Below are 19972 nucleotides of genomic sequence, written 5' to 3'. Positions count from 1 at the left end.
TCACCCCTCGGTCCCGGTGGCTTCGGTGGCTTCGGTGGCCTCGGCGGGGTCTGCCGCCACGGGCCGGGGGGACGCGCTGCCGTCCGTCTCACGGGCCACCCAGGCGTCGATCTGCGAGACGACTTCCTCGTCGAGCGAGAGCGTGCCCGGGGACCACATGGGGTTGGCCAGTCCGCGGTGGGTCCGCTCGCACAGCTCCCAGTCCTCGTAGTTCGCCTTGTCCCACAGCGCGAACACGGCCTCGTGCGAGAAGTCCGGCTTGGCGGTCTCGGAGGGGTGGAACAGCCAGAAGTGCCGCACGTAGCAGGTGCCGGGGCTCTCCGGCCAGACCCACTGCATCATCACGTAGTCGGCGGTGAACCCGAACAGCAGATTCGGCAGGATGGTGATCCAGTTGATCCTTCCCAGGTCGTCCTCGGGCACCAGCCGCATCGGGGTCCGGGTGCTGTGCCCCGTCATGGAGACCGAGTTGTATCCGCCGCGGATCGCCTGCCAGGCCCCGACGATGTCGCCCTTCAGGTCGTAGGTGCCCGCGGCGTCGAAGTCGGTGATGCGGTGCAGGTCCTTGTGCGCGGTGGGGAAGTGCAGGCTCTCGTTGACGTTGTGTGCCACGAGCTTCCAGTTGGAGGCGACCGGGTAGTCCTTCGCCTGCACGCACTCCAGGTCGGCCAGTTCGTAGACCCGCGCGAACTCCCCGAACTCGCCCAGCGACTCGTCGAGGTCGGGGGCGCTGTCGGAGAAGGAGATGAAGACGACTCCGAACCGGATCTCGGTCCGGACGGGAAGCAGACCGTTCTTCTCCTTCTCGAAGAAGTGGTCGAAGTAGGTGCCGTTGAGGCTCTTGAGGCTGCCGTTCCGGTCGTAGACCCAGCAGTGATAGAGGCACACGATGCTCTGCCGCTTGCCGGCCGGCTCCTCGACCAGCTTGTAGCCGCGGTGCCGGCAGTAGTTGTGATACGCGCGGATGCCGTCGTCCCCGTGCAGGAGCAGGACCGAGCCCGTGCCGATGTCCAGCGTGGTGTAGGAGCCCTTCTCCTTCAGCCGGGACACGTGGTCCACGGGCAGCCAGCGGCGGCCGTAGATCCGTTCCATCTCCCGCCGGTGCTGCTCCTCACCTGTGTAGAAGTCGTGGGACCTGCCGACACCGCCGGTGTCGAAGTAGGGCCGGTCCTCGTCCTGCTTGCTGATGAGGTCGAACATGCTGGACGCACGCGTCATCTGCTGGGCTCCCCAGGGTGAGATGCAGTCGATGCGCAGGCAGGTCCGCCCGCCCGGCCGGGTGACGCCGGGCGGGGGCATGGGGCATCGAATGCTCAAGGTGAAAAGAGACCGCTGCGGTGACGGTTCACCGCAGGGTTCACGCCTCGGGAGCGCCGCACGGGAGCGCGGTGCTCCCGAGGGGTCAGGACGGGTCGTACACGCGCTCGCTCTCGGGCACACCCGCGTCGTCGTACAGACGCTGGAGGGCGTCCGGTGAGAAGATCTCGTGGTCCTCGACGCCGCCGGCGATGAGTCCGAGCATCTTGTTCGTCCACTCCTGGCTGGTGCTCATGGCTCCGAGCGTGGCGTGGAAGAAGGGGGGCAGCTGGGTCAGCTCGGCGAGCGTGGTGGTGAAGTCGTAGACTCCCGCGCTCTCCTCGTCACGCACCTTGTTGTACTCGGCGAGTGCCTCGTCCATCGGGCGCTTCCCGGACAGCCCTTCGTCGATGCGGGCGGCCAGGATTTCCCCGTGCAGGAATGCGTCCGTGATTCCCCATCCCGTGAAGGGATCCTTGTGATATCCCGCGTCACCGACCAGGGCCCATCCGGGGCCGTGCGCGCGACGGTAATAGTTGTCGGGATAGCGCATCGGGCGGAAAGGTTCTTCGCGCCTGCCCTGTTCCCGCAGCTGGACGCCCATGCCGGGAACCACATCGTCGAAGACCGCCTGAAAGCGGGGTTCCACGTCCTGGCGGAATTCCTTGAGATGCCGCCGGGTGCAGATGACGGCCAGCATGGTGAGGTCGTCGTTGGTCGGCCAGGTGCCGATCCACTGCTCGTTGAAACCGGTCTTGTGATGCAGACCCCAGTCGAGACCGCTGTAGTACGAGTAGTAGATGAAGCCGGCGGCGGGGCGCACGTTGTAGAGTTCTGCTCCCACCTTCTTGGCGACGGTGGAGTGGAAGCCGTCCGCGCCCACGACGAGGGACGCGCGGAACTCCCGCTCGGGTCCGCTGCCCTCCCGGCCTCGGATGCCTGTCACCTGACCCTCGGAGAACACCAGGTCAGTGACGGTGAAGCCCTCGATGACCTCGGCGCCTGCCCGGCGGGCGGCGTTCACCAGGATCTCGTCCAGGACGGTGCGGCGCGGACAGTAGACCGCATCGATGCCGTCGATCGGATCGGCGAACCCGTTGAGCTCGATTCCCCGGTAGGAGAAGTTCATCTTCCGTATGGCCGGGGTTTTCGCGCCGGTTACTTCCTCCAGCAGGCCCCACTCCTGAAGGCGTGAAAGTCCTGCCTGGTGGATGTAATGGGTCGATACCGCGTCGCTGGGAAATGATGCGCGGTCGACCATGAGGACCCGGTGGCCCAGCCGCGCGAGAAGCATGGCGACCGGAGATCCCGCGCAGCGCGCACCAACGACGATGACGTCATGCATGTTTCCCCCGTGATTTTGAAGCCCGGTCAAGGCGATGTGTGAGAAGAGTAAAGAGGATCCGCAGCGCCGGTCAAGGGCTGAGGTGGAGCAACTGGTGGCCTGGGGTGAGTGGGTTGGGCGGAGAATGACCGACAGGACAGGATGCTGCAACCAGGTGAATCCGGCGTAGCACAATGCTGTCAGAAGGGTTTGAAGAGCTGAAACACTGATCCGGGCCGGCCAGGTGTCTTCGGGCCGGCCCGGCGGCGGCCGGCGGGAGGCCCGTGCGGCCTCAGGAGTCGTCGGCCCTCCCGGCCCGGTGGGTGGCGAGGAAGTCCCGGTACCAGTGGTAGCTGTCCTTGGGGAGGCGTTCCAGGGTGTCGTAGTCCACCCGCACGATGCCGAACCTGCGGTCGTAGCCGAAGGCCCACTCGAAGTTGTCCAGCAGCGACCAGACGTAGTATCCGCGCACGTCGACCCCGGCGTCGATGGCGTCGGCCAGCGCCCGCAGGTGGTCGCGGAGATAGGTGACGCGGTCGGTGTCGTGCACCCTGCCGTCCGCGGCCACCGTGTCGGGCTCCGCCGAGCCGTTCTCCGTGATGATCACCGGGGGCATCGAGGGGTAGCGCCGGTCCAGGTCCACCAGGAGGTCGGTCAGGGCGTGCGGTACCACCGGCCAGCCCATCGTGGTGCGCCGCACGTCCTCCTGCCAGGACTCCCGCACGCCGATGTCCACCGCGGTCCTGGCCTCCGGATCGGCCTCCTCGTGAGGAGCGGCCGAAACGGTGATGGGGCGGTAGTAGTTGACCCCGGTGAAGTCGAGCCGGGCGCCGATGACGGCCAGGTCGCCCTCCCGGCGCCAGGGGCCGTCGGCGAGCGGGCCCCAGGTCTCCCGCTCGCCCTTCGGGTAGCGGCCGGCGAACAGCGGATCCAGCCACACCTCGTTGTGCAGGGTCTCCGCCCTGCGCAGGGCCGCCAGATCGGCCGGCGAGTCCGACGCGGCCAGCAGGCGGTCCGGGTTGAGCGTGATGCCGACCTGGCGGGCGCCCGCAGCGCGCAGCGCGGCCACGGCCAGTCCGTGGCCGAGCAGCAGGTGGTGGGCCACTGCCAGGGCCCCGCGGCCCTCGCGGGTGCCGGGGGCGTGCCGGCCGACGGCGTGTCCGACGAAGGCCGTGCAGAAGGGCTCGTTGAGGGTGATCCAGCGCTCGACCCGGTCGCCGAGCCGTCCGGCCACCAGGGCGGTGTAGTCGGCGAAGCGCCGCGCGGTCTCCCGTATCCGCCACCCCTCGGGCCCGGCCGAGCCGTCCGGCGTCTCCAGGGCCTGGGGCAGATCCCAGTGGTAGAGCGTGGCGGCGGGGGAAATGCCGGCGGCCAGCAGCGTGTCGACCAGGCGGTCGTAGAAGTCGAGACCGGCCGCGTTCGCCGGACCCCGGCCGGTGGGCTGGATCCGGGGCCAGGCGATGGAGAAGCGGTAGCTGTCCACGCCCAGGTCGCGCAGCAGCGCGACGTCCTCGGGGTAACGGTGGTAGTGGTCGCAGGCGACATCGCCGCTGTGGCCGCCGGCCACCTTCCCCGGTGTGCGGCAGTAGGTGTCCCAGATGGAGGGGCCCCGGCCGTCCGCGTCGTGGGCGCCCTCGATCTGGTAGGCGGCGGTGGCGGCGCCGAAGAAGAAGTCCCGGGGAAAGCGTGGGTGGTTGCTCATGCGGGGGTGGCGTTCCTTTGCGCTCCGCGGCCGTGCGGCGGGCCCCGCCGCACGACGGAGCCGCCGGCTGTGCCGACGGCTCAACTGACTGTGACGGCAGGGTAGATACCCACTGTCACAGAACTACCACCCGGTACTCTGCGGCGGTTCTCCTCACCGGCCGGTGGGGTTCCGGTCCGGCCGGGCGATGCGGTGGGGCAGAGCGCAGAACTCCTGTCTCGCGGAAATCCGGTGAGCGGGGACTCCGGCAGTCAGGTCCTGGAAGGCCGGACAGCCGGAGTCCCTCGGCTCAGGCGTGGCCGCGGCCCTTCTCTTCCGTCCCCTCGGCCTCGATGCGCTCCTTGCGGACCTCGCCCTCCACGAGTTCCTCGTCGGTGCGTTCCTCGACAGTGAGTCGCACCCGTTCCACGGGCTTGGTCTCCTTGTGTGTCACCGGGCGCTCCTCGTGGAGGGTCACCTCGTACTCGTCCTCAGCGAAAGCGGGGCCGCTCAGCGCCTCGCCGCGGTTCTCCTCCGTGATCGGCTCCCGCTCGACGCGGACCTCCTCGTGGCGCACCGGAACGGACTGCTGCACGTGCTCGGTCACCACGTGCTTGCGCAGCCGCGCCCGGCCGCTCTCCCGGCGCTCGACGCCGACGTGCATCTCCTCCTCGGAGCGCGTCATCGCGTCGTCGCGACGTCCGGCGGGTCCTTCCGGGGGTGCGGTGGCGAGGCCGGGGGCCGCGGCCCCTCCCAGGGCGGTGGGATCGTCGGCCGCCGGCAGATCCGCGCTGCGCCGGCCACCGGGGGAGATGCCGTAGTAGCGGTAGAGGCGCTCCTCCTCCTGCTCCTCCATGTGACCCTGATCGTCCACGTGGACCTCGGGTGCGTCCTTCACCATGTCCTTGTCGTAGGGCACTTCGAGGTGGTCCTCCACGACCGTGGCGTCGTGCAGCGGCAGGAAGGCCTCCTTGCCGCCGAACATCCCCATGTGCACCGTCGCCCACTCCGGCTGGTCGGTGGTGTCGTCGAGGAAGATCTGCTCGGCCCGTCCGATCTTGCTGCCCTCGGTGTCGTAGACCGGGTGGTCCAGCACCGTGGATATCTGGTCCTTCGTGATCATTGGGGCCTCCACTGTCCGTTCTCCGGTTGCTGTCCTTACGGGTCTCCTCTTCCGAGAGTAACGGCACAAGTAGGGCAAAAATGGACGAAAAGTGCAGCGATTTGTGTTTAGGGCCGCGTTGAACGGGCCGCCGGGGAAGCAGCCGTGGCGGGCCGGCTTCCGCCGAGCCCGGTAGCCAGCCACCCCGCCGCACGGGACCGGAAGACCGCGGGCCGCAGCGCCCCCGCCCCCTCGGGCAGCACGCCCAGCAAGGGCGCGTCCGCCACTGCCGGCAGGTCGGTGAGATTGCAGCGCGCGGCCAGATCCGGCTCGGCCGGCCAGCTGCCGACGAGCACGCCCCGGCACTGCAGACCGTGGCTGCGCAGCGCGTGTGCCGTCAGAGCCGTGGTGTTCAGCGTGCCCAGCCCGGCCGCCGCCACCACCAGAACCGGGGCGTCCAGCATGCGGGCGGCGTCGGCGAGTGTTCCGCCCTCGTCGTCGAACCGGACCAGCAGGCCGCCCGCGCCCTCCACCAGCACCAGGTCGTGGTTCTTCGCCAGCGCGGCCGCGGCACCGGCCGCGTCCGCGGGCCGGACGGGAGGCAGGCCGCAGCGACGCGCCGCCGTGGCCGGAGCCAGCGGCTCGGGGTAGCGGGCCAGCTCCCGCACAGTGACCGGGCCCGCCAGCCGGACGACCTCCGCGACGTCCCCCGGCGCACCGGCCGGCACCCCCGTCTGGGCGGGCTTGAGGACGGCCACCGTCCGCCCCGCCGCACGCGCGGCGGCGGCCAGCGCCGCGGTGGCCACCGTCTTGCCCACGTCCGTCCCGGTGCCGGTCACGACCAGCACACCCGTCGGCACCGCCGCTACCTCCTTCGTCACCCCGCCCGTCACCCCGCCCGTGCCGCCGCGCAGGCCCCGGCGCAGATCCGGGCCAGGTCCGCGTCGTCGGTGATGTAGGGCGGCATGGTGTAGACCAGATCCCGGAAGGGACGCAGCCACACGCCCTCGCCCACCGCGGCGCGGGTGGCCGCCGCGAGATCGGCCTCGTGGTCCAGCTGCACGACACCGATCGCGCCGAGCACCCGGACGTCCCGCACACCGGGAATCCGGGACGCCTCCGCCAGGCCGGCACGCAGGCCGCGCTCGATGCGCGTCACATCGGCCGCCCAGCCCCGGTCCAGCAGCAGCCCCACCGAGGCGTCGGCCACGGCCGCCGCCAGCGGATTGCCCATGAAGGTCGGCCCATGGGCCAGCACCGGCACCTCACCCCGGGAGATGCCCTCGGCCACCCGCGGGGTGCACAGGGTGGCCGCCATAGTGAGGTAACCGCCGGTCAGCGCCTTTCCCAGGCACAGCACATCGGGGCTGATCCCGGCATGGCCGGCGGCGAACAGAGCGCCCGTGCGCCCGAAGCCGGTGGCGATCTCGTCCAGGATCAGCAGCACGTCGTGCTCGTCGCAGGCCTCCCGCAGCACCCGCAGATAGCCGGGCGCGTGGAAGCGCATGCCTCCGGCGCCCTGCACCACCGGCTCCACGATCACCGCGGCCAGCTCATCGGCGTGACGGGCCACCAGCTCGCGCAGATGCCGCGCGTAGTGAGGATCCACGCCGGCGTCGAATCCCGCCGGCGGGGCGTCGGCGAAGATCTGCCGGGGCAGCACCCCGGCCCACAGGTGGTGCATCCCGCCGTCCGGGTCGCACACCGACATCGGATGCCAGGTGTCGCCGTGGTAGCCGCCCCGCCAGGTCAGCAGCCGCTGCTTGCCCGGACGCCCCAGCGAACGCCAGTACTGCAGGCACATCTTGACCGCGACCTCGACGGACACCGAGCCGGAGTCGGCGAGGAAGACGTGCTCCAGCGGAGCGGGAGTGATGGCCGCCAGCCGCTCGGCGAGCCGGACCGCGGGCTCGTGGGTGAGCCCGCCGAACATCACATGGCTCATCCGCCCGAGCTGCCCGCGGGCCGCCTCGTCGAGCACCGGATGGCGGTAGCCGTGGATGGCGGACCACCACGACGACATGCCGTCCACCAGCTCGTCGTGCCCTCCGGCGGGCTCTGCCAGCCGCAGCCGCACGCCGCGCGCCGACTCCACCACCAGCGATTCGGTGCGCCCGGGCATCGGTCCGTAGGGGTGCCAGACGTGCCGGCGGTCCAGTTCCCGCAGTTCGTCCGGGGCGAGCGGCTCAGGCATTGGGCGGAAGCTCGGTTCCGGCCCCGCGGCGGCGCACGGCCACCAGATCCTCGGAGCGGTGGCCGGGCAGCGTCGTGGTGTCCGCGCCCTCCACCTCGAAGCCCGCGTCGGCGATCATCTCCAGGTCGGCCTTCCCTGCCTGGCCCTCGCTGGTCAGGTAGTCGCCCAGGAAAATGGAGTTGGCCAGGTGCAGGGCCAGCGGCTGGAGCGAGCGCAACTGCACTTCGCGCCCGCCCGCCAGCCGTACCTCCACGTCCGGGCACACGAAGCGGACCATGGCCAGGATGCGCAGGCAGCGCTGCGGCGTCAGCTGCCAGGTGCCGGCCAGCGGGGTCCCGTCGAACGGGATGAGGAAGTTCACCGGCACTGAGTCGGGGTCCAGTTCGCGCAGCGCGAAGACGACGTCGACCAGGTCCTCGTCGCTCTCGCCCATCCCGGCGATCAGCCCGGAGCAGGCCGAAAGCCCGGCCGAGCGGGCCTGCCGGACGGTGTCGACCCGGTCGGAGTAGCTGTGGGTCGTGCAGATGTCCTTGTAGGTCTCCTCGGAGGTGTTGAGGTTGTGGTTGTAGGCGTCGGCCCCCGCCTCCCGCAGCCGTTCCGCCTGCCCGTCGGAAAGCAGTCCGAGACAGGCGCACACCTCGACGTCCCCGTGCTGCTCCTTGATCGTCTCGATGGCCTTCGAGACCCGGTCCACGTCCCGGTCGGTGGGGCCGCGTCCGCTGGCCACCAGACACACCCGCTTCGCGCCCCCGGCTACCCCCGCGGCGGCGGCGGAGGCCGCCTGGTCCGGCTTCAGCCACGAGTAGGTCAGCACCCCGGCCTTCGAACCGAGCCGCTGCGAGCAGTACGAGCAGTCCTCGGGGCACAGCCCGGACTTCAGGTTGACCAGGTAGTTCAGCTTCACCCGGCGCCCGAACCACTGGCGGCGCACCCGGCCCGCCGCGGCGACCACGTCCAGCAGTTCCTCGTCCGGCGTCGCCAGCACGGCGAGCGCCTCCTCGCGCGTGGGCAGCTCGCGACGCAGCCCTTTGTCCACCAGAGTGCTCAGCAGGTCCATGGCGCTGATCCTGGCCTACCGGAGGCGCCGGGGCCAAGGAGAGAAGACACAAGACAGGGCGAGCGCGGTGTGTGTATCACCACACCCGGGCCGGGCCCGCCGGCGGATACGGTCGAGGCCGGAACCGCCGGCGCGGCAGCGGATGCGCGGCGTACGGCCGGGCTCCGGCGGGATGCCGGGCCGGTGGCGGGCCGGTGGCGGGCGGGTGAGGAAGCGAGGAACGGCCGGAGATGCGACCAGATGCCTTCGACTGGATCGATGAGGAACGTGTGCTCCGCGAGAAGGCGGGACTGGTGCGCGCCCTGCGCCCCCGCCCGGCCGTCGCCACGCTGACCGACCTGGCCGGAAACGACTATCTGGGACTGGCCCGTCATCCCGCGGTGACCGGGGCGGCGGCCGACGCCGCACGCCGCTGGGGCGCCGGGGCCACCGGATCCCGGCTGGTCACCGGCAGCACCGAACTGCACGCCGCGCTGGAGACCGAACTGGCGCGGTTCTGCGGAGCCGAGGCCGCGCTCGTCTTCTCCTCCGGCTACACCGCCAACCTGGCGGCACTCACCGCGCTGGGCGGCCCGCAGGCGTTGATCGTCTCCGACGCCGCCAACCACGCCTCGCTCATCGACGGCTGCCGGCTCTCCCGGGCCCGCACGGAGGTGGTCCCGCACGCCGATCCGGCGTCCGTGCGCACGGTCCTGGCCGGTCACCGGGGGCGGGCCCTGATGGTGACCGACTCGGTGTTCTCCGTGGACGGGGACGCCGCACCGCTGGCGGAACTGGCCCGGGCCTGCCGGGAACACGGCGCCGCTCTGGTCGTGGACGACGCGCACGGATTCGGGGTGGTGGGGGAGGGCGGACGCGGCGGCCCCGCGGACGCCGGGCTGGCCGGGGCCGCGGACGTGGTCACCACCGTGACGCTCTCCAAGTCGCTGGGCAGCCAGGGAGGTGCCGTGCTCGGGCCGGCCCGGGTGATCGACCACCTGGTCAACAGCGCCCGCACCTTCATCTTCGACACCGCGCTCGCCCCGGCGGCGACCGGTGCAGCCCTGGCCGCGCTGCGGCTGCTGCGTGAGGAACCCGAGCGGGCGGCCCGGGTGCGGGAGGCAGCGGCCTTCCTGCACCGGCGGCTGACCGCCGCCGGGCTCCAGGTGGCACCTCCGGACGCGGCGGTGGTCTCCGTCCGGGCGCCCTCCCCTCAGGCGGCGGTGCGCTGGGCGGCGGACTGCCGCGCGGCGGGGCTCGCGGTGGGATGCTTCCGGCCTCCGTCAGTGCCTGATGGTGTCTCCCGGCTGCGGCTGACCGCGCGCGGCGACCTGACCGGCCGGCAGCTGGACGACGCCGTCGAGGTGATCGTCCGCACCGCACCGGCCGCCTGACCGGCCGGCTCCCTGAACCGCCCGGGAGCCGGTCAGCGGCACGCGTAGGTGAACCGGGCCGGCGCGAGATGCCGGCCGGGGGAGGTGATCTCCAGCGTCGCCTCCGCCCCGTAGCTGCCCCGGCCGCGGAACGTCCACAGCAGTGTCAGCTCCGCCTCCCGCTGCCCGCGCTCCAGTTTCTGGTGCATCGGCCCGGAGTCGGTGCCGTCGTTGCGCAGCCACCGGTAGCGCAGGCTGCCGGGTTCGCCGTTGGTCGTGACCACGGCGGTCACCTCGGTGGTGCTGTCGCAGTCCGCCGTCCCGGCCGGGGCGTCGGTGTGCACCGAAACGCCGGTGACGCTCAGCTCCGGCCCGCGCTGCTGCCACAGCAGGAACGCGGCGACGGCGAACAGGACGACGGCGGCCGGCAGGTACCTGCGCGGTGACGAGAACCGGTGCCCGCGGGTCCTCGCCGGAGGCGGCTCCGGCGGCCGCAGGTCCACCAGGGTGGCACCCGTTCCGCCTGCCGTGCCGGCAGCCCCGGGTGCCGCCGGGGCGGGTCCGCCGACGGTTGCGGGGACGCCGGGTCCGAACCGCAGCAGCGTCTCCGGCAGCGCGTCCGGCGAATCCCCGCCCGCCGGAGCGGCCACCGTCCGGTCCGGGCCGCCGTCCACCGGCTCGGCCCGGCTGTCGTCCAGGACGGTCGCGCTGCCGGGGGAGCCGTCAGGCCCGGGCTCGGGACCGTCCCCCGGCGCGTCGCCCTCCGCCTCGGACGACGCCGCCTCCGCTGCGGGGGACCGGTCGACGCGCGAAGGCCAGATCGTCTCACTGACCCGGGGATCCCGGGCAGCCGGCCCGGCCGGCTCCCCGGAGGGCTCCGGGCCGGGCGGGCTCAGTGGATCGTGCAGTACTGGGTCACGATCTGCTGCCACTGCTGCCCTCCCGCCTCTCTTCCGGCCGTCGCGGCAACCGCCCAGTAGCAGACGTTGACGTTCTCCTTCTGGAAGGTGTGCTCCACCACCACGACGTAGTGGGACTTGCCGCTCAGGGGCACATGCTCGGTGTTTCCGTCCTGCGGGCCGAGGGACCCCTCGGTCCACCCGGCGTGCCAGGAGACCGGCACGGTCACCGGGCCGGTGCCACTGGTGTGGATCTCCAGCTCCGCCGTGGCCCGGCTGCCCGACTGGACGAGGTTGCGCAGCCCGAGGGACTGCACCGTGGCGGGAGGCGCCTCGGGCGGCGGCTCGTCACCGGGCGGCGGATCCCCCGGCCCGCCGTCGGTACCGCCCGGTCTTCCCGGAGCCGGATCCCCGCCGTCGCCTGTGTCCCCCGGTGTGCCGTCTCCGGTGCCCTCGCCCGTACGGTCCCCCGTGGTCTCCTCCCCGGGGTCCTCCCCGCCGGTGTCCGAACCACCCTCCCCCTCGCCGTCGTTCTCGTCCTCGCCGGGCGCGTCGGAGGCGCCGTCGGAGTCCTCCGTGTCCGGCGGTTCCTCCACCATCTCTCCGTCCCCCCAGGGGGTGGCCTCGGTGGTGGCCTCGGCCTCGGAGGCGGCCGGTGACGCGTCGCCGTCGCTCTGGGGCACCGCGGCCAGGGCCAGCAGCCCGGCGACGACCAGCGCGCTCACCGCCGCCGGCAGCACCCGGACGCCCGGCTTGTGTCCCGGCCTGGACGGCGGAGCGGGTTGCGGCTGCTCGGCCAGCACGGTGGTGGCCCGCTGCCGGGCCGGCACCCCGGGGGAGCCAGGCACCGGTACCAGGAGCGGCAGCATGGCCACCAGGGTGGCGAGACGGCCCCGGCCGCGCTCGGCCCAGTCCTCGCCGTAGCCCTTCCGGGCGGCCTCCTCCAGTTCCCGGACGAAGGCCTCCGCGTCCGCCGGCCGGTCTTCGGGGTCCTTGGCCATGCCGTGCCGGAGCAGCCCTCGCACGGCTTCCGGCACCCGGTCCTCCGGCACGGGAGCGGTAAGGTGCTTGACGGCGAGTTCGGGGTAGCTCCCGCCGGCGTAGGGCCGCTCGCCGGTCAGGCACTCGAAGAACGTGGCGGTCGCGGCGTAGACGTCGGTGGCGGGCGACGCCGGATCGCCGTTCCACTGTTCCGGGGCCATGTAGAGCGGAGTCCCGGCCACCTGCGGCGTCGAGCCGCTGCGCGCCGCGATGCCGAAGTCCACCAGGCGTGAGACGCCCTCCGTGGTCACCAGGACGTTCGCCGGCTTGTAGTCGCGGTGGACGATACCGGCCCGGTGGGCGGTGGCCAGCCCCAGGAGCGAGCCCCGCAGGATCAGCAGTGCCGCCTCGGGGCCGGTGGGGCCCTCCTGGCGCAGCAGGGCACCCAGACTGACGCCGTGCACCGGCTCCATCACGATGGCCGCGCCCTGCGGGCCCTCGATGTACTCGTAGAGGTTGGTGATGTGCGGGGAGCGCAGCTCCCCGAGCACCCGGGCCTCCTCGCGGAAGGCATGGCGGAAGGCGCCGTCCCCGGTCAGTGAGCCTTCCAGGTACTTGACCGCCACGTGGGTGCCGGTCGGTTCGTGCACGGCGAGCACCACCCGGCCGCTCGCTCCTGTCCCCAGCTCCCGGACCTCCGTGCAGTCCGGGAGCTGCCATCTGCCGCCTGTGGTGTCCCTGCCGTCCATGTCTTCTCCCCCTGACCGCCGGGCGTTCGGACCCGGCAGTCTTCCAGACACCCCGATGCCCTGTGCCGGTTCCCCCGGGGACTGTCCGGTTCGCCGGGAAGGCGGGGGTGGGTCAGGTGCGGGAGGCGGGGGCGGGCTCGCTGCCGGCGAGGTCCTTGGGCAGCCGGTGTCCCTCGCGCAGCGGGACGAGCTCGGACTGGAGCACCAGTGCCGCCGCGCCGATCGCCGGGGCGGTGGCGGCCGACCGGGAAAGCCGGACGGTGACCGGATGCGTGGCGCGGGCGAAGAAGGCGCGGTCCAGTTCCTCCTGGACCACCGGCAGGTACACCGAGCCGGCGATCGCCAGGCTCGGGCCGGTGAGCACCAGCTGCTCCAGGTCCATGACGTTGGCGAAGGTGCGGGCGGCGACCGCGAGGTGGCGGGCCGAGTCCTCCAGCAGGGCGCGTGCCCCCTCCTGGCCCCGCCGCGCGGCGCGGGTGACGGCCGCGAAGTCCGCCGCCACCGAGGAGCGGGAGCGGTCCGCGCCGCTGTCGAGCCCCGCGGCGCGGGCGACCACCGGGTCCGCCAGGGCCGAGGCGACGACGGCTGCCGGACCGGCCAGGACCTCGGTGCAGCCGCGGGCTCCGCACCAGCACTCCGGCCCGTCGATGTCCAGGCAGATGTGGCCGATCTCGCCGGCGTTCCCGCTGGCCCCCCGGTAGGTGATGCCGTTGATGAGGAGGCCCGCTCCGATGCCGGTCCCCATGTACACGGCTGCGAAGGTGGAGGTGCCGTTGACACCTCCGGACCAGTGTTCGCCGAGCGCGGCGGCGGTGGCGTCGTTGTCCAGCACCACGGGGAGCCCGGTGGCCTCCCGCAGCGCGCCGTCCAGCGGGAAGTCCTCCCAGTGCCGCATCGCGGGCGGCGTCGGCTGCATGCCGGCGGTCGCGGTCAGCGGTCCGGGGGAGACCAGCCCCAGGCCGAGCACCAGGCTCCGGTCCACCCCGACGCCCTCGATGACGCCGTCGATCTCTTCGGCCATCCGTTCCACCACTTCGCCGGGGCCGGTGGCGCCGGCCCCGGCCCGCGACATCCGGGCGACGACCGATCCGCCGAGGTTGGTCAGGACGTAGGTGATACCGGCATGGTCCAGGTGCACCCCGATGGCGTAGCGGGAGGACTGGTTGAGGGCCAGCAGGACTCTCGGTTTCCCCCCGGTGGACTCCGCCCGTCCGGTCTCCACCACCAGCCCGTCGTCGATGAGCCGGCGCACGACGGTGGAGATGGTTGCTCCCGTGAAGCCGGTCGCCTTGATGAGCCCCACCCGGCTGATGGTGCCCGCTGCCCGGATCACGTCGAGCACGGCCGATCTGCTGCTTGCGTGGGGAGTGGCCCCCGGTCCGCCCATGGGCGCCTCCCGGTTCCGTAGGTGGGACGGGGGGCGCGAAGGCCCCTGAACGGCTGGCGCCACGGCGCCGGGCAAAGCTTAGTTCATTTGCTTGACGAACCCCTCGGAATGGCGGGACCGGCCCGTGGATGCCGCTCACCGCAAGGGGTTGACTTTCTTTCTTTGGCTGCTTAACAATCCTGAAACCCGGCGGATCCCATGAGAGGACCGGAAGATGGCCCAGCGGCGACGGCGCACGGACGCACTCAAGGCAGCTGCCGGGGTGGTGGCGGCCGCTGTGCTGGCCACCGCGTGCTCCGGGGGTTCCGGTGACGGGGCCGGCAACGGAGGCGCGACTCCGCCCGGCACCCTGGTCGCGTACACCGGGCAAGCAGGCGACTACCAGGCAAACTTCAATCCGTACTCGCCCAGCATGATCGAGGGGCCGGGCACCATCTTCGAGCCGCTGTTCTACTTCAACCAGGCGCGCGAGACGGAACCGGTGCCGAGGCTGGGCACCGGTTTCTCCTGGAACGACGAGGGCACCGAGCTGTCGGTGACCGTCCGGGACGACGTCTCCTGGACCGACGGCGAGCCCTTCTCCGCCGACGACGTGAAGTTCACCTTCGACCTCCTCCTGGAGGAGCCCGCCCTCAACACCACCGGCTTCACGGGCGAGACAGAGGTGGTCAGCGACACGGAGCTGGTGATCCGCTTCGACGAGCCGTCCTTCATGGAGGGCCCGCAGCTCCTGGGCCGGATCTGGATCGTGCCCGAGCACCTCTGGTCCCGGATCGAGGACCCGGCCAACGACACGGTCCGGGAACCGGTCGGCACCGGACCCTTCATGCTGGACGACTTCAAGGCCCAGGCGTTCACCCTGACCGCCAACCCCGGCTACCACGGGGGGAAGCCCGAGCTCGAGAAGATCCGCTTCGTGGCACTCTCCGGAAACCAGGCCGGCGCCGACGCCCTGTCGGCGGGCACCGTCGACTGGCAGACCGGACCGGTGCCGGACATCCACAACGTCGGGCAGAACTACCCCGGTTACCAGGGCATCATCGTCCCGCTGTACCAGATCGCGCTGCTCACCTGCTCGGACGCGGGTCTGGGATGCACCGGCCCGCAGATCGACCCGGCCGTCCGCCGGGCCGTGTACTACGCGATGGACCGCACCCAGCTCAACACCCTCGCCTTCGAGGGCACGGCCAGCGAGATCTCGCCCGGGTTCGCCCTGCTCGAGCGCGACGAGGCACTGCTGTCCCCCGGTCTGGAGAACACTGTCGCCCCCATGGAGCCCGATCCCGGCCGGGTGGCGCGGCTCCTGGAGGGCGCCGGCTGGGCCAAGGGCGGGGACGGCATCTACGCCAAGGACGGCGAGCGCCTGTCGATGTCCGTGAGCGTGGTCTCCGGCTGGACCGACTACATCACCGCGGTGAACACCCTCGGCCAGCAACTGAAGGCCATGGGCATCGAGATCACCGCGCAGCAGTCCTCCTGGAACGAATGGTCCGACGCCCGTGCCCGGGGCGACTACCAACTGCTCATCGACTCCCTCTACCAGGGCCCGGCCCCCGACCCCTACTACCTCTACAGCTACTTCTTCGCCTCGGAGAACACCGCGGAGGTCGGATCGAGCGCCAACCCGAACTTCGCCCGGTTCACCGACGACGAGGTGGACGCCGCCCTGGACGCCCTCAAGCGGATCGATCCGCAGGACACCGCGGCCCGCCAGGAACAGTTCGGCATCATCCAGCGCGCGGCCGAGCAGGACATGCCCTACATCCCCGTCCTGACCAGCGGGACCTCCAGCCAGTACAACGCGGCGAAGTTCACCGGCTGGCCCACCGAGGACGACCTGTACGCCTTCCCGGCTGTCTGGAGCCGGCCCGACCACTCGCAGATCCTCCTCCACCTCGCACCGGCCGGCCGCTGACTCCCCTCCGCGACCCGGGCCGAGGAGGAGATCTGGTGATCGGCGGCAACCGATGAGGTACTACGTTCGCAAGTGCGGGTTCTATCTGGTCGCCCTGTGGGCCGCCCTGACGCTCAACTTCTTCATTCCGAGGCTGATGCCGGGCAATCCGGTGGATGTTCTCCTCGCCAAGCTCCAGCAGAGAGGCGGCGTGGTGGACCCGTCGCTGCGCCGCTCCTACGAACTCCTCCTCGGCACCGACAGCGACGAGCCGCTGTGGAACCAGTACGTCGCCTACCTGGCGAACATGGCACGTGGCGACCTCGGGGTGTCGGTCAGTGTCTACCCCGCGGACGTATCCGAGGTCATCGCGCAGTCGCTGCCGTGGACGGTCGTCCTGGTGGGCATCGCGACGCTGCTGTCGTTCGTCCTCGGCATCCTGCTGGGAACCGTCGTGGGCTGGCGCCGCGGCAGCTGGACCGACACTCTGGTGCCGGCCACCACCGTGCTGTCCGCGGTGCCCTACTTCTGGCTGGCGCTGCTGCTGGTGGCGCTGTTCTCCTCGGTACTGGGCTGGTTCCCGCTCCAGGGCGGCTACGACGTCGCCCTGAATCCGGGGTGGAACGGGGAGTTCATCGCCTCCGCCGTCCACCACGGCTTCCTGCCGGCCCTGACCGTCGTCATCTCCTCCGTGGGCGGCTGGCTGCTGGGCATGCGCAACATGATGGTCTCCACCATGTCCGAGGACTACGTCCTGACCGCCCGGGCGAAAGGGCTGCGCGAGCGGCGGATCATGACCCGCTATGCGGCGCGGAACGCGATCCTGCCGTCCATGGCCGGATTCGCCATCTCCCTCGGCTTCGTGGTCGCCGGCTCCATCATCACCGAGCAGGTCTTCTCCTACCCGGGCATCGGCTCCAAGCTGCTCCAGGCAGTGCAGAACAACGACTACGCCCTGATGCAGGGGATCTTCCTCGTCATCACGGTAGCGGTGCTGGGTGCCAACCTGATCGTCGATCTGTTCCACGGCGCCATCGACCCCCGCACTCGCGTCGAGACCTGACAGCCGAGGAGCCGGCATCGTGACGGACATCAGCACCCTCACCGGGACCGCCGACGAGGAAGGCCGTTCCAGCGGCCGGCGTGCCATGCTGCCGGGCTGGTCCCCCAAGCTGGGCACCGGCCTGGCACTCGTGACCGGCATCACCCTGTTCGGCGTCGTCGGCCCGTGGCTGATGGGCGACCCGGACGCCATCAGCAGCATCGGGATGACCGCACCGGGCGGCGAGCACTGGCTGGGCACCACCCAGACCGGCCAGGACGTGCTCGCCCAGCTCGCCCACGCCACCCGGGGCTCGCTGCAGATCGGCCTGCTCGTCGGGGTCATGGCGACGCTGCTGTCGGCGTTCTTCGGCATCATCGGCGGATACCTCGGCGGCGTGGTCGACGAGGGCTTCTCGCTGTTCTCCAACGTGATGCTGGTGATTCCCGGTCTGCCGCTGGTCATCGTCATCGCCGGCTTCGTGCCCGCCTCCCGGCGCGGGGCCTGGACCATCGCTGTCGTGCTGGCCATCACCGGATGGGCGGCGTCCGCCCGGGTCCTGCGCTCCCAGACCCTGTCCCTGCGCAACCGGGACTACGTGGCCGCCGCCCGGGTCGCCGGCGAGAAGCGCTGGCGGATCGTCGCCGTGGAGATCCTGCCCAATCTCCTCCCGCTGCTGGCCTCGCAGTTCGTCTTCGCCGTCATCGCCGCGATCCTCGCCGAGGCCGGCCTGTCCTTCCTCGGGCTGGGTGCCTCCAATGCCTCCACGCTGGGCACCATGCTCTACTTCGCGCAGAACGGCTTCGCGCTCCAGTGGGGAGCCTGGTGGTGGTTCGTCCCGCCGGGCCTGGTGATCGCGCTCTTCGGCTGCGGACTGGCACTGATCAATTTCAGCATCGACGAGATCATCAACCCCAAGCTGCGCCGGCAGGGCAAGGCGCTCGTGGCGTCCGGCAGGAAAGCAGCGGTGGCAGCACCCACCGCGGACAGGGTCCCCGGGACCTGCCACGGACCGGGACACCCGCCCGCCGGGGGCGGGACCGGCGCCGGCGGAACGGCCGCGGACCCGGTCCTCACCATCGACCGGCTCCATGTGGTCTACCGGGTGGAGAACCCCGTGCACGCCGTCAAGGACGTGTCGCTCACCCTGGGCCGCGGTGAGATCCTCGGCCTGGCCGGCGAATCCGGGTGCGGCAAGACCACGCTTGCCCACGCCGTCAATCAGCTGCACCTGCCCCCGGCCGAGATCACCTCCGGGTCGGTCACCTTTCACGACCGCTCCGGCCGGGACATCGACCTGCTCGCCCTGCGCGGCGAGGAACTGCGGGCCTTTCGCTGGGCCAAGCTCTCCATGGTCTTCCAGGGGGCGATGAACTCGCTCAACCCGGTGATCTCCATCCGTTCCCAGCTGGAGGACGTCCTCACCACCCACCGGCCGGGCATGACGGGTGCGGGCCGGCGGGAGCGGTGCGCCGAGGCGCTGGAACTCGTCGGGGTCGACCCCCGACGGCTGGACTCCTTCCCGCACGAACTCTCCGGCGGGATGCGCCAGCGCGTCATGATCGCCATGGCGATGCTGCTCGACCCCCAGGTGATGATCATGGACGAGCCGACCACCGCGCTCGACGTGGTCGTCCAGCGCGGCATCCTCCAGGAGATCCTGAGGCTGCGGGACGAGATCGGCTTCGCCGTCGTCCTCATCACCCACGACCTGCCGCTGCTGCTCGAACTGAGCGACCGCATCGCCGTGATGCACGAGGGAGAGGTCGTCGAGTACGCCCCCGCCGCACAGATGTACCGCGACCCCCGGCACCCCTGCACCCGCCGGCTCCTGGCGTCCTTCCCCAGCCTGACCGGCGAGCGGGGCTCCTTCCTCCGCACCGGCGAGACCACCGGCGGCCGGTACGCCGGATCCGACCCGACCGAGAGGACCCCGGGATGACCACCCTCGCTGTCCGCGACCTGGTGAAGGACTACGCCCTTCGTTCCGGGCTGCGCCGCTCCACCCTGCGGGCCGTGGACCGGGTGTCCTTCACCCTGGAGCCGGGCCGGACCGTCGCGCTGGTCGGCGAGTCGGGGTCGGGGAAGTCCACCGTCGCCCGGATGATCGCCCGGCTGGAGAAGCCCAGCGCCGGGCGGATCACCGTCACCGCACCGGACGGACGGCCGGTACCGGACCGCCACTACCGCCACCACGTGCAGATGGTCTTCCAGGACCCCTTCGGCTCGCTCAATCCCTTCCACACCGTCGAGCACCACCTCGCCCGGCCGCTGCGTCTGCACGGCCGCGCCAGGAACCGCGAAGAGGCCCGCGCTCTGGTCGAGGAACTGCTCGAACGCGTCAATCTCGGCCCGGCGCGCACCATCGCCCGGCGCAGACCGCACGAACTGTCCGGCGGCCAGCGGCAACGGGTGGCCATCGCCAGGGCACTCGCGCCCGGTGCCACAGTGGTGATCGCCGACGAACCGGTGTCCATGCTCGATGTCTCCATCCGGCTCGGCATCCTCAACCTGCTGGCCAGGCTCCAGCGCGAGGACACGCTCGCCGTCCTCTACATCACCCACGACCTGGCCACCGCGCGGCACTTCTCCGACGACATCCTGGTGATGTACCGCGGCCGGGTCGTCGAGCGCGGCCCGGCCGACGAGGTGATCCTGCGGCCCCGGCACCCCTACACCCGGCTGCTGGCCTCGGCCGCGCCCGACCCCGGGGCCCGCGGCCGCTCGCCGGAGGCCGCGGTCGTGACCGGTGCCGCCGGGGAGCGATACGCCGCCGGCGCCGGCAGCGGCTGTGACTTCCGCGGGCGCTGCCCGCGGGCCACGGACGCCTGCTCCCGCGTCCCGGAGGACGCCGAGGTGGGCTACGACCACTACGCCAAGTGCTGGCACCCGCTGGCGGCGACGACCGGGCCGGACACCGCGGCGGACAGCGGGGAGCGGCGGGCCGGCTGACCCGGCCGCCGGGGCGGGGGACGGGCGCCTCGTCGGCGCGGGGGTCTCCCCGCGGAATTCCC

The 19972-nt window shown here is 71.6% G+C and carries 15 protein-coding genes; 5 read left to right on the top strand and 10 right to left on the bottom strand.

Features of this window, described 5'->3' with window-relative positions:
• The 7 genes from ABD299_RS10190 to bioB form a co-directional block, all read right to left on the bottom strand.
• A complete protein-coding gene (locus ABD299_RS10190) occupies nucleotides 1–1218 on the bottom strand; it encodes an aromatic ring-hydroxylating oxygenase subunit alpha (protein ID WP_344260671.1) in 1218 nt (405 codons plus the stop codon).
• 184 nt (nucleotides 1219–1402) lie between these two features.
• Nucleotides 1403–2641 (bottom strand): NAD(P)/FAD-dependent oxidoreductase, encoded by a 1239-nt coding sequence (locus ABD299_RS10185; RefSeq protein ID WP_344260669.1) that lies wholly within the window; start codon nucleotides 2639–2641, stop codon nucleotides 1403–1405.
• 271 nt (nucleotides 2642–2912) lie between these two features.
• Nucleotides 2913–4322 carry a GH1 family beta-glucosidase gene (locus ABD299_RS10180; RefSeq protein WP_344260667.1) on the bottom strand — a complete coding sequence of 470 codons (1410 nt, stop codon included), beginning with the start codon at nucleotides 4320–4322 and terminating at the stop codon, nucleotides 2913–2915.
• 289 nt (nucleotides 4323–4611) lie between these two features.
• Nucleotides 4612–5424, bottom strand: a complete 813-nt coding sequence (locus ABD299_RS10175) for a DUF2382 domain-containing protein (RefSeq protein ID WP_344260665.1) — start codon at nucleotides 5422–5424, stop codon at nucleotides 4612–4614.
• A 107-nt stretch (nucleotides 5425–5531) separates the two neighbouring features.
• Nucleotides 5532–6263: a dethiobiotin synthase gene (bioD, locus tag ABD299_RS10170; protein WP_344260663.1), complete on the bottom strand. Its 732-nt coding sequence runs from the start codon at nucleotides 6261–6263 to the stop codon at nucleotides 5532–5534.
• Between the two features lie 29 nt (nucleotides 6264–6292).
• Entirely contained in the window at nucleotides 6293–7597 is a 1305-nt protein-coding gene (locus ABD299_RS10165) for an adenosylmethionine--8-amino-7-oxononanoate transaminase (protein WP_344260661.1), read from the bottom strand.
• Entirely contained in the window at nucleotides 7590–8654 is a 1065-nt protein-coding gene (gene bioB, locus ABD299_RS10160) for a biotin synthase BioB (protein ID WP_344260659.1), read from the bottom strand. Before bioB ends, ABD299_RS10165 begins: the two co-directional genes overlap by 8 nt.
• Before the next feature lie 230 nt (nucleotides 8655–8884).
• Here bioB and ABD299_RS10155 point away from each other — a divergent pair, with 230 nt between their 5' ends.
• Nucleotides 8885–10027, top strand: coding sequence for an 8-amino-7-oxononanoate synthase (locus tag ABD299_RS10155; RefSeq protein WP_344260657.1), 1143 nt, complete (start codon nucleotides 8885–8887; stop codon nucleotides 10025–10027).
• A 32-nt stretch (nucleotides 10028–10059) separates the two neighbouring features.
• Here ABD299_RS10155 and ABD299_RS10150 read toward each other — a convergent pair whose 3' ends face one another.
• The 3 genes from ABD299_RS10150 to ABD299_RS10140 all read right to left on the bottom strand — a co-directional run bounded on the left by ABD299_RS10150 (nucleotide 10060) and on the right by ABD299_RS10140 (nucleotide 13977).
• Complete coding sequence (locus tag ABD299_RS10150) at nucleotides 10060–10938, bottom strand: hypothetical protein (RefSeq protein WP_344260655.1); 879 nt, start codon at nucleotides 10936–10938, stop codon at nucleotides 10060–10062.
• Complete coding sequence (locus tag ABD299_RS10145) at nucleotides 10899–12635, bottom strand: serine/threonine-protein kinase (protein ID WP_344260653.1); 1737 nt, start codon at nucleotides 12633–12635, stop codon at nucleotides 10899–10901. Before ABD299_RS10145 ends, ABD299_RS10150 begins: the two co-directional genes overlap by 40 nt.
• 112 nt (nucleotides 12636–12747) lie before the next feature.
• On the bottom strand, nucleotides 12748–13977 hold the full coding sequence (locus ABD299_RS10140) for an ROK family protein (RefSeq protein ID WP_344260651.1): 1230 nt from the start codon (nucleotides 13975–13977) through the stop codon (nucleotides 12748–12750).
• Nucleotides 13978–14236: 259 nt separating this feature from the next.
• Here ABD299_RS10140 and ABD299_RS10135 point away from each other — a divergent pair, with 259 nt between their 5' ends.
• Genes ABD299_RS10135 through ABD299_RS10120 form a run of 4 tightly spaced genes read left to right on the top strand, consistent with a single transcriptional unit; the run spans nucleotide 14237 to nucleotide 19910 of the window.
• On the top strand, nucleotides 14237–15937 hold the full coding sequence (locus ABD299_RS10135) for an ABC transporter substrate-binding protein (RefSeq protein ID WP_344260649.1): 1701 nt from the start codon (nucleotides 14237–14239) through the stop codon (nucleotides 15935–15937).
• Between the two features lie 52 nt (nucleotides 15938–15989).
• On the top strand, nucleotides 15990–16979 hold the full coding sequence (locus ABD299_RS10130; protein ID WP_344260647.1) for an ABC transporter permease: 990 nt from the start codon (nucleotides 15990–15992) through the stop codon (nucleotides 16977–16979).
• Nucleotides 16980–16998: 19 nt separating this feature from the next.
• Complete coding sequence (locus ABD299_RS10125) at nucleotides 16999–18900, top strand: dipeptide/oligopeptide/nickel ABC transporter permease/ATP-binding protein (RefSeq protein ID WP_344260645.1); 1902 nt, start codon at nucleotides 16999–17001, stop codon at nucleotides 18898–18900.
• A complete protein-coding gene (locus ABD299_RS10120; RefSeq protein ID WP_344260643.1) occupies nucleotides 18897–19910 on the top strand; it encodes an ABC transporter ATP-binding protein in 1014 nt (337 codons plus the stop codon). The genes ABD299_RS10125 and ABD299_RS10120 overlap by 4 nt, the downstream gene beginning before the upstream one ends.
• Nucleotides 19911–19972: the final 62 nt, after the last annotated feature.

Source organism: Streptomyces sodiiphilus (assembly GCF_039529215.1).
GTDB classification, from domain to species: domain Bacteria; phylum Actinomycetota; class Actinomycetes; order Streptomycetales; family Streptomycetaceae; genus Streptomyces; species Streptomyces sodiiphilus.
The sequence above is the reverse complement of the archived record's forward strand: the minus strand, read 5'-3'. Positions and strand labels throughout refer to the sequence as shown.

Coding starts and splice junctions, on each gene's coding strand:
- ABD299_RS10190 (WP_344260671.1), bottom strand. CDS start 1,218: ATGACGCGTGCGTCCAGCATGTTCGACCTCATCAGCAAGCAGGACGAG.
- ABD299_RS10185 (WP_344260669.1), bottom strand. CDS start 2,641: ATGCATGACGTCATCGTCGTTGGTGCGCGCTGCGCGGGATCTCCGGTC.
- ABD299_RS10180 (WP_344260667.1), bottom strand. CDS start 4,322: ATGAGCAACCACCCACGCTTTCCCCGGGACTTCTTCTTCGGCGCCGCC.
- ABD299_RS10175 (WP_344260665.1), bottom strand. CDS start 5,424: ATGATCACGAAGGACCAGATATCCACGGTGCTGGACCACCCGGTCTAC.
- ABD299_RS10165 (WP_344260661.1), bottom strand. CDS start 7,597: ATGCCTGAGCCGCTCGCCCCGGACGAACTGCGGGAACTGGACCGCCGG.
- bioB (WP_344260659.1), bottom strand. CDS start 8,654: ATGGACCTGCTGAGCACTCTGGTGGACAAAGGGCTGCGTCGCGAGCTG.
- ABD299_RS10155 (WP_344260657.1), top strand. CDS start 8,885: ATGCGACCAGATGCCTTCGACTGGATCGATGAGGAACGTGTGCTCCGC.
- ABD299_RS10145 (WP_344260653.1), bottom strand. CDS start 12,635: ATGGACGGCAGGGACACCACAGGCGGCAGATGGCAGCTCCCGGACTGC.
- ABD299_RS10135 (WP_344260649.1), top strand. CDS start 14,237: ATGGCCCAGCGGCGACGGCGCACGGACGCACTCAAGGCAGCTGCCGGG.
- ABD299_RS10130 (WP_344260647.1), top strand. CDS start 15,990: ATGAGGTACTACGTTCGCAAGTGCGGGTTCTATCTGGTCGCCCTGTGG.
- ABD299_RS10120 (WP_344260643.1), top strand. CDS start 18,897: ATGACCACCCTCGCTGTCCGCGACCTGGTGAAGGACTACGCCCTTCGT.